General features: G+C 69.3%; 9 protein-coding genes. 3 read left to right on the top strand and 6 right to left on the bottom strand.

Features of this window, described 5'->3' with window-relative positions:
* The 3 genes from AB0I94_RS40860 to AB0I94_RS40850 all read right to left on the bottom strand — a co-directional run.
* On the bottom strand, positions 1-167 hold a 167-nt coding region (locus AB0I94_RS40860), incomplete at its 3' end, for a DUF2637 domain-containing protein (protein ID WP_363314895.1).
* Between the two features lie 172 nt (positions 168-339).
* The gene (locus tag AB0I94_RS40855) at positions 340-1218 is read right to left on the bottom strand and encodes a DUF3558 domain-containing protein (protein WP_363314891.1); all 879 of its coding nucleotides are present in this window, start codon (positions 1216-1218) and stop codon (positions 340-342) included.
* Between the two features lie 116 nt (positions 1219-1334).
* Positions 1335-2183, bottom strand: a complete 849-nt coding sequence (locus AB0I94_RS40850) for a DUF3558 domain-containing protein (RefSeq protein WP_363314890.1) — start codon at positions 2181-2183, stop codon at positions 1335-1337.
* A 181-nt stretch (positions 2184-2364) separates the two neighbouring features.
* Here AB0I94_RS40850 and AB0I94_RS40845 point away from each other — a divergent pair, with 181 nt between their 5' ends.
* Positions 2365-3558: an RtcB family protein gene (locus AB0I94_RS40845; RefSeq protein WP_363314889.1), complete on the top strand. Its 1194-nt coding sequence runs from the start codon at positions 2365-2367 to the stop codon at positions 3556-3558.
* A 52-nt stretch (positions 3559-3610) separates the two neighbouring features.
* Here AB0I94_RS40845 and AB0I94_RS40840 read toward each other — a convergent pair whose 3' ends face one another.
* Both AB0I94_RS40840 and AB0I94_RS40835 read right to left on the bottom strand, forming a co-directional pair.
* Positions 3611-4393, bottom strand: coding sequence for an SDR family NAD(P)-dependent oxidoreductase (locus AB0I94_RS40840; protein WP_363314888.1), 783 nt, complete (start codon positions 4391-4393; stop codon positions 3611-3613).
* A 64-nt stretch (positions 4394-4457) separates the two neighbouring features.
* Positions 4458-4793, bottom strand: coding sequence for a YnfA family protein (locus tag AB0I94_RS40835; protein WP_363314887.1), 336 nt, complete (start codon positions 4791-4793; stop codon positions 4458-4460).
* Between the two features lie 62 nt (positions 4794-4855).
* Here AB0I94_RS40835 and AB0I94_RS40830 point away from each other — a divergent pair, with 62 nt between their 5' ends.
* Complete coding sequence (locus tag AB0I94_RS40830) at positions 4856-5365, top strand: GNAT family N-acetyltransferase (protein WP_363314886.1); 510 nt, start codon at positions 4856-4858, stop codon at positions 5363-5365.
* Between the two features lie 45 nt (positions 5366-5410).
* On the opposite strand, the gene AB0I94_RS40825 is transcribed toward AB0I94_RS40830, so the two are convergent.
* Entirely contained in the window at positions 5411-6250 is an 840-nt protein-coding gene (locus tag AB0I94_RS40825) for a helix-turn-helix domain-containing protein (protein ID WP_363314885.1), read from the bottom strand.
* Positions 6251-6332: 82 nt separating this feature from the next.
* On the opposite strand from AB0I94_RS40825, the gene AB0I94_RS40820 reads away from it, so the two are divergent.
* Entirely contained in the window at positions 6333-6923 is a 591-nt protein-coding gene (locus AB0I94_RS40820) for a TIGR03086 family metal-binding protein (protein WP_363314884.1), read from the top strand.
* Positions 6924-7030 lie beyond the last annotated feature (107 nt).

Below are 7030 nucleotides of genomic sequence, written 5' to 3'. Positions count from 1 at the left end.
ATGCCGATCGGGAAGACGACCGAGAAGCTGCCGAAGCCCTTCTGCTCGGCGAGCTCGCGCACGGCCGCGTACGACCCCGCGAAACCGATGCCGGCGATGACGACCGCACCGGCGACGACCACGCCGATGAGTATTCGGTGCGTGCGTGTCAGCTGCATCGCGGCCACCCGCGAACCCCTCCCTGTTCGGTTTGTTGCGAGCGACAGCCTGGCACACGCATGCGGAAGCCGGTGTGCCGGTACGGCAGGAGCCCGGCCACCGAAGGGCCGGGCTCCACAACTGCCTTGACTGCGGCGCGAGTTGCACGCGGGACGCGTGCCGCGCTTTCCGCGCCCGGCGTCAGCTCTTGGGCTTGGTGCCCGTCTTGGAACCCGACTTGGAGTCCGAGGAGTCCGAGGAGTCCGACTTGGAGTCCGAGGAGTCGGACTTGGGGCTGTCCGAGCCCTTGCTCGTCCCACCCGTCCCGCCCGAGCCGCTCGCCCCGCCCGCCTCGTTGGCGGAGACGACCGCCTCGGCGGCCTCCTTCGCGGCCTTCTCGGCGTCCTTGGCCAAGTCCTTCGCGTCCGGCGCCTTGTCGCCCGCCAGGCCCGCACCGTTGTAGTCGATCGTGACGACCGCGTTCTCCACGCGCGTCACGACCGTCTGCTGCTTGAAGTTTTCCTTGTCCTTCTTCAGGTCGTAGCGAACGAGCGTCGTCTGGTCGCCCATCCCCGGCACCGGCTCCGTCTTGACGCTCTTCGCGCCCTCCGTCGCCTGCGCGTCCGCGACCTGCTTGGCGAAGCTGTTCTGCGCACGCTTGGCACCGCTGCCGAGCGACGCGTCCGAGTCGAAGCGCATCAGTGAGACGCGCAGCCAGCGGAACTGCGAGCCGTCGACGCCGTTGTTGTCCAGGCTGTCCCAGGAGCAGGTGCCACGCGCCGAGGTGTCATCGGAGGTGCCCGCCTTGCCCGACTTGTCCTTCGCCTGCGGCACGAGGTCACCGAGCGTCTTCTTCGACAGGACATCGCAGGGCTCGGGCAGCTTGCCGAACGCCGCCTTCTCCACGGTCGCGGCCTTGTCCTTGCCCGAGGCCGAGGCGGAAGCCTTCGAGCCCGAGTCCTTCTTGGCCCCGTCCGAACCGGAGCCGGAGTCGGAGGAGCAGCCGGAGGCAATGAAGATCACCGGTACGGCGGCTGCGCAGGTGAGTATGCGGGTGAGTCGCTGTGCTGGTCGGTGCATGGTTCCTTCACTCAAGTCACTCAAGACGGCTGTCGTCGGTTCGATGGGCCACGGTACGCCGTGCCCGACGAGGACGACTCCCCTTCCAGGCAGCGGGCGACCCGCCCGAACCGTCTCTATTCGTCGAAACCCTCGGCCAGCGTTCCGGCCAGCTCCTGCGCCTTGTCCTGCATTTCCTTGCTGTCGGGGATCTCCGTGAGGCGACCCGGCTGCTCGTCGTACTCGACGGTGACGACGACATTCGACGTGCGGAACACCACAGTCACCGTGCGGTGCCGGGTCGCCGAACCGGACGTCGCGAGCGCGTCGTCGAGGAACGCCTCGTCGCCCAGGTCGTCGAGGACGCGAGGCTCCAGACCCAGAGGCGTCACGGCCTCCTCGGGGGAGCCGCTGGACGCACCATCACCCTTGCCGTCGCCGTCGCTCTCTCCGGACTCGCCCGCATCGGTCCCGGCACTGCCCGAGGGCTCCGGGTCCGACTCCTCCTCGTCACCGGCGGACGGGGTACCGGACGGCTCGGGAAGATCCGCCTTCCGCACCTTCGACGCGTAGACCTCCGCGGCCCGGGTGTCGTCGCTCACGGCGTTGTCGTACGAGACGACGCGCTCGAAGTCGACGAACAGGTGGTGCGTGGCGTCAGCGGACTCCACCTTCCACCGGCAGCCCACACGCCGGTCCGTGTCGTACGTGACCGTGGGCGCGCCCTCGTACGCCTTCTCCCGCTGCTCCTCGCCCGGGATCTCCTCGATGCCGGGCAGCATCGAGTCGAGCGTGCCGCGGTCGACCTGGCCGCAGGGCTCGGGGAGCGTGCGGTACTTGCCGGGCTCGGCGGCCGCGGTCGTCCCGCCGGTCTGGCCGGGCTTCGAGTCGTCCGGTTCCCCGCCGAGCGCGCCGCCGCCCGTGCAGCCGGCGAGCAGCGCCGTGAGGAGAGCTGCGACGCCTGGTACGTAGGCCTTCCGCTGCACCGATGGGCTCCTTCTCGCCGGGGATATTGGGTTGCCGCTGGTGGGCGACCGGTGGACACAATGTGTATCGCACGCAATGCCGTGGACGCCGGTCCGTGATCCCTTTCGTTGACCTTGGCGCCGGTATTTGCTCTTCGAGACTTTCAATACTTTGATGTAGCTACGGGGGAATGAGGACGATATGTCGTACGTAGAGGTTCCCGGGGCGAAGGTACCGATCCGCATGTGGACGGACCCGGCCTCGGTGGAGGACGTCGCACTCCAGCAGCTCCAGAACGTGGCGACCCTGCCCTGGATCAAGGGCCTGGCCGTCATGCCGGACGTCCACTACGGCAAGGGTGCGACGGTCGGTTCGGTGATCGCCATGCAGGGGGCGGTGTGTCCTGCGGCGGTGGGTGTGGATATCGGCTGCGGGATGTCGGCGGTCAAGACGTCCCTGACGGCGAACGACCTGCCGGGGGATCTGTCGCGGCTGCGGTCGAAGATCGAGCAGGCGATTCCGGTGGGGCGGGGGATGCATGCGGATCCGGTGGATCCGGGGCGGCTGCATGGGTTCGGGACGTCGGGTTGGTCTGACTTCTGGGGGCGGTTCGAGGGGGTTGCTGATGCGGTCAAGTTCCGTCGGGAGCGGGCTGCCAAACAGATGGGGACGCTCGGAGCGGGGAATCACCATGTTGAGGCTTCAACTGATTCTTCCGGTTCTGTGTGGCTCACGCTGCACTCGGGCTCCCGCAACATCGGCAAGGAGCTCGCCGAGCACCACATAGGCATTGCCCAGAAGCTCCCGCACAACCAGGGCTTGGTCGACCGTGACCTGGCGGTCTTCGTCTCGGACACCCCGCAGATGGCGGCGTACCGAAACGACCTCTACTGGGCTCAGGAGTACGCGAAGTACAACCGCGCGATCATGATGGGCCTCCTGAAGGACGTCATTCGCCGGGAGTTCAAGAAGGCCAAGCCGACCTTTGAAGCGGAGGTCAGCTGTCACCACAACTACGTTGCCGAGGAGCGGTACGAGGGGATGGACCTGCTGGTCACGCGTAAGGGCGCGATCCGGGCAGGCTCCGGTGACCTCGGCATCATCCCGGGGTCGATGGGCACGGCAACGTACATCGTGAAGGGCCTCGGCAACGAGAAGGCCTTCAACTCGGCCTCGCACGGCGCGGGGCGGCGGATGAGCCGCAACGCGGCGAAGAAGCGCTTCTCCACACAGGATCTGGAGGAGCAGACGCGCGGCGTCGAGTGCCGCAAGGACTCAGGTGTCGTGGACGAGATCCCGGGCGCGTACAAGCCGATCGAGCAGGTCATGGAGAACCAGCGTGACCTGGTTGAGGTCGTGGCCAAGCTCAAGCAGGTCATCTGCGTGAAGGGCTGATGTACGCGTGAGGGGAACGGCGTTCTGGCGCCGTTCCCCTCACGCTCCGGCCCTACAGCTCCCGGTGGATCTTCGTGTTCGAGGCCTGGGCGCGGGGGCGGACCACCAGGAGGTCGATGTTGACGTGGGGTGGGCGCGTTACCGCCCAGGTGATCGTGTCCGCCACGTCGTCGGCCGTGAGGGGGGCGGCCACGCCCGCGTAGACCTTCGCGGCCTTCTCCTCGTCACCGCCGAAGCGGGTCGTCGCGAATTCCTCCGTCTTGACCATGCCGGGGGCGACCTCGATGACGCGGACCGGGGTGCCGACGATCTCCAGGCGGAGGGTCTCGGCGAGTACGTGTTCGGCGTGCTTGGCGGCGACGTAGCCGCCGCCGCCCTCGTACGTGCCGTGGCCCGCCGTGGAGGAGAGGACCACGATCGTGCCGTCGCCGCTCGCGGTGAGCGCGGGGAGCAGGGCCTGGGTGACGTTCAGGGTGCCGATGACGTTCGTCTCGTACATCTGGCGCCAGTCGGCGGGGTCGCCGGTGGCGACGGGGTCGGCGCCGAGCGCGCCGCCCGCGTTGTTGACCAGGACCGCGACCTTGCGGAAGGCGGTGGCGAACTCGTCGACGGCGGTGCGGTCGGTGATGTCGAGCGCGTACGCCATCGCGTCGTGGCCCGCGGCCGTGAGCTCGGCGGCGAGGGCCTCGATGCGGTCCTTGCGGCGGGCGGTGAGGACGACGCGGTAGCCGGCTGCCGCGAGTCCGCGCGCGGTGGCGGCGCCGATGCCGCTGCTCGCGCCGGTGACGATCGCGATGCGGGTGGCGGCGGGCGCGGCGTTCGCGGCGGCGGTCATGGCTGCTCCTTGGGCGTACGTACGTTCGTGGTCCCTGTCTGTTCCGCCAGGATAGGTCGGCCCCTCAGCGGCCTCGCGGCGCGTACATGATCACTGCCATGCCGACGAGACAGATCAGGGCCCCGGTCACGTCCCAGCGGTCGGGCCGGTAGCCGTCGGCGACCATGCCCCAGGCGATCGATCCCGCGACGAAGACGCCGCCGTACGCGGCGAGGATGCGGCCGAACTCGGCGTCGGGCTGGAGCGTGGCCACGAAGCCGTACACGCCGAGTGCGATGACGCCCGCGCCGATCCACGCCCACCCCTTGTGCTCGCGCACTCCTTGCCAGACGAGCCAGGCGCCGCCGATCTCGAAGAGTGCGGCGAGGATGAAGAGGGCGGCGGAGCGGGCGATGAGCATGAGGGGATCGTGGCACGGCCTTTCGGCGCTCGTTGTCAGACCCTCGCCGTACCGTGGCCGTTATGGAGAGATCACCGTTGTCAGGCCCGAGTCTGTCGCCCTGGTCGGAGGGTGACTTCGCGTTGTTGGTCGCCTGCAACTCCGCTGAGATGACCGCGCATTTGGGCGGCCCGGAGACGCATGAGCAGTTGGTGTCCCGGCATCGCCGCTATCTGGCCCTGGAGGAGCGGGGGCGGATGTTCCGGATCGTTCTTGACGGCGAGGCTGTCGGGTCGATCGGGTATTGGCAGACGTCCTGGCAAGGCGAGTCCGCCTGGGAGACGGGGTGGGGCGTGCTGCCCGGGTTTCAGGGGCGGGGCATCGCGGCCGCGGCCGCGCGGCTGGTCGTCGAGGAGGCTCGGGCTGCCGGGCGGCACCGCCGGTTGCACGCCTTTCCCTCCGCGGACCATGCGGCTTCCAACGGGGTGTGCCGGAAGGCCGTGTTCACGCGGGGTGGCGAGCACGACTTCGAGTATCCGAAGGGCCACTGGATGCGGTGCAACGACTGGAGTGTCGACCTGGTCGGCTCGTGAATCACCGCGGTGCGCAGGCCGATTCACCGCGGTGCGCACTCTGAATCACCGCGGTGCGTACGCCGTCGGTGGTACACCTACCGTCGCCGTGAAGTCCCTGACCAAGTGGGCCTGATCGGCGTAGCCGAGCGCGTGGGCCACGTTCGCCCAGTCCACGTCCTCGTCCGTTTCCGCGTGCTCCAGCGCCTCGTGGATCCGGTGGCGCAGGATCACCCACTTCGGGCCGACTCCTACGTATGTGGAAAAGAGCCGCTGCAGCGTCCGTACGGACATGTCCTGTGACTGGGCGAACTCGCTGACCCGGCGGATTCCGCGGTCCGTGCGGATGCGTTCGGCCAGCGCCATGGCGAGGTCCGCCTGTGGGTCGGGGGTGGGGTCGAGGCTCAGCAGGAAGGCGTCGAGTGCCGCCACGCGTGCCTGCTCGTTCTCCGGGGTCAGGACCGCTTCCAGCGCGTTCTCGGGGATCGCGCCGAACACTTCCTCCAGTGGCAGCAGCCGCCGTCCCGTCCTCGCGGAAACCGGAGCCGACGGGGCGAACGGCCGGAAGCCGCCGGGACGGAACTTCACCCCGCACACCCGTCCCCGCCCCTCCAGTTTCTGCGTGAAGAGGTCGAGCCCGATCCCCGCCACCTCGGCGAAGGGCTCCTGGCCGGGGAGGTCCTGGAAGACGACGTTCACGGACGGGTGCGGCACGACGTGGGAGGCGTAGGGCTGGGAGAGGTCCCAGTCGATCAGCCAGTACTGCTCGACGTAGGGGCGCAGCACGGGCGTCGCCAGGTGCCGGCGGAACCGTGCGTGGTCGAAGAGACCGGCGGCGTCGACGATGCCCTTGGTGTCGCGGCGCGGGGCGGAGGGCACCGAGGCGGGGGCGGAAACGTCGGCCATGGCTGGATCGTATGACGGGGCCCGCTCGGCCGTGTCGCGTTTCTTCAAGCCGCGGGAGTCTTCGCCGCCCTACCGTCACGGCATGACCGAGAACAGCATTGCCGACCTCCTGAAGGCGGCCACAGCCCATGCCGTCCCCGTGGTCCGCGCCATCCCCGAAGACCGCCTCACCGCTCCCACGCCCTGCGCCGAGTACGACGTAAAGGCCCTGGTCAACCACCTTCTACAGGTGGTCGTCCAGTTCCAGGCGCTGGCCGCGAAGCAGAACGCCGACTTCAGTGAGTCCCCCGATTACGTCGCGGAGAGCCCCGGCCCCGACTGGCGCGACCGTTTCGCCGACGAGGCGGGGAAGCTGGTCGCAGCGTGGGCCGCGCCCGGCGCCGACGAGGGCACCACGGGCGCGATGGACATGCCCGCCAGGACCGTCGGCTGCATGGCGCTGCTCGACCTGACGGTGCACGCCTGGGATCTGGCCCGCGCCACGGGGCAGGAGTACGAGCCCGCTCCGGAGAGCAGCGGTGTCGTCGCCGCGCTGCGGGAAGCGGTCGCGGGCCTGGGGCCGACGGCCCGGAAGATGGGCGTCTTCGGAGAGCCGCTCCCCGTGCCCGAAGGCGCCTCCGAGCTGGAGCGGCTCCTGGCCGAGACGGGCCGCGACCCGCGGTGGACGCCGTAACGCCCGCGGGTGTGTCCCGGGCCGCGACCCGCGCTGGATGCCGTAACCCCCACGGGCGCGTCCCGGGCCACCACCCGCGCTGGACGCCGTAACGCCCAAGGGCGGCG

The sequence above is a fragment of the Streptomyces sp. NPDC050147 genome (assembly GCF_040660195.1).
Lineage (GTDB): Bacteria > Actinomycetota > Actinomycetes > Streptomycetales > Streptomycetaceae > Streptomyces.
This window is presented reverse-complemented; position numbering and strand designations above follow the sequence as displayed.

Bases quoted from the DNA above. Each gene is read 5' to 3' on its own strand.
- AB0I94_RS40855 (WP_363314891.1), bottom strand. From the start codon at position 1,218: ATGCACCGACCAGCACAGCGACTCACCCGCATACTCACCTGCGCAGCC.
- AB0I94_RS40835 (WP_363314887.1), bottom strand. From the start codon at position 4,793: ATGCTCATCGCCCGCTCCGCCGCCCTCTTCATCCTCGCCGCACTCTTC.
- AB0I94_RS40830 (WP_363314886.1), top strand. From the start codon at position 4,856: ATGGAGAGATCACCGTTGTCAGGCCCGAGTCTGTCGCCCTGGTCGGAG.
- AB0I94_RS40845 (WP_363314889.1), top strand. From the start codon at position 2,365: ATGTCGTACGTAGAGGTTCCCGGGGCGAAGGTACCGATCCGCATGTGG.
- AB0I94_RS40840 (WP_363314888.1), bottom strand. From the start codon at position 4,393: ATGACCGCCGCCGCGAACGCCGCGCCCGCCGCCACCCGCATCGCGATC.
- AB0I94_RS40825 (WP_363314885.1), bottom strand. From the start codon at position 6,250: ATGGCCGACGTTTCCGCCCCCGCCTCGGTGCCCTCCGCCCCGCGCCGC.
- AB0I94_RS40820 (WP_363314884.1), top strand. From the start codon at position 6,333: ATGACCGAGAACAGCATTGCCGACCTCCTGAAGGCGGCCACAGCCCAT.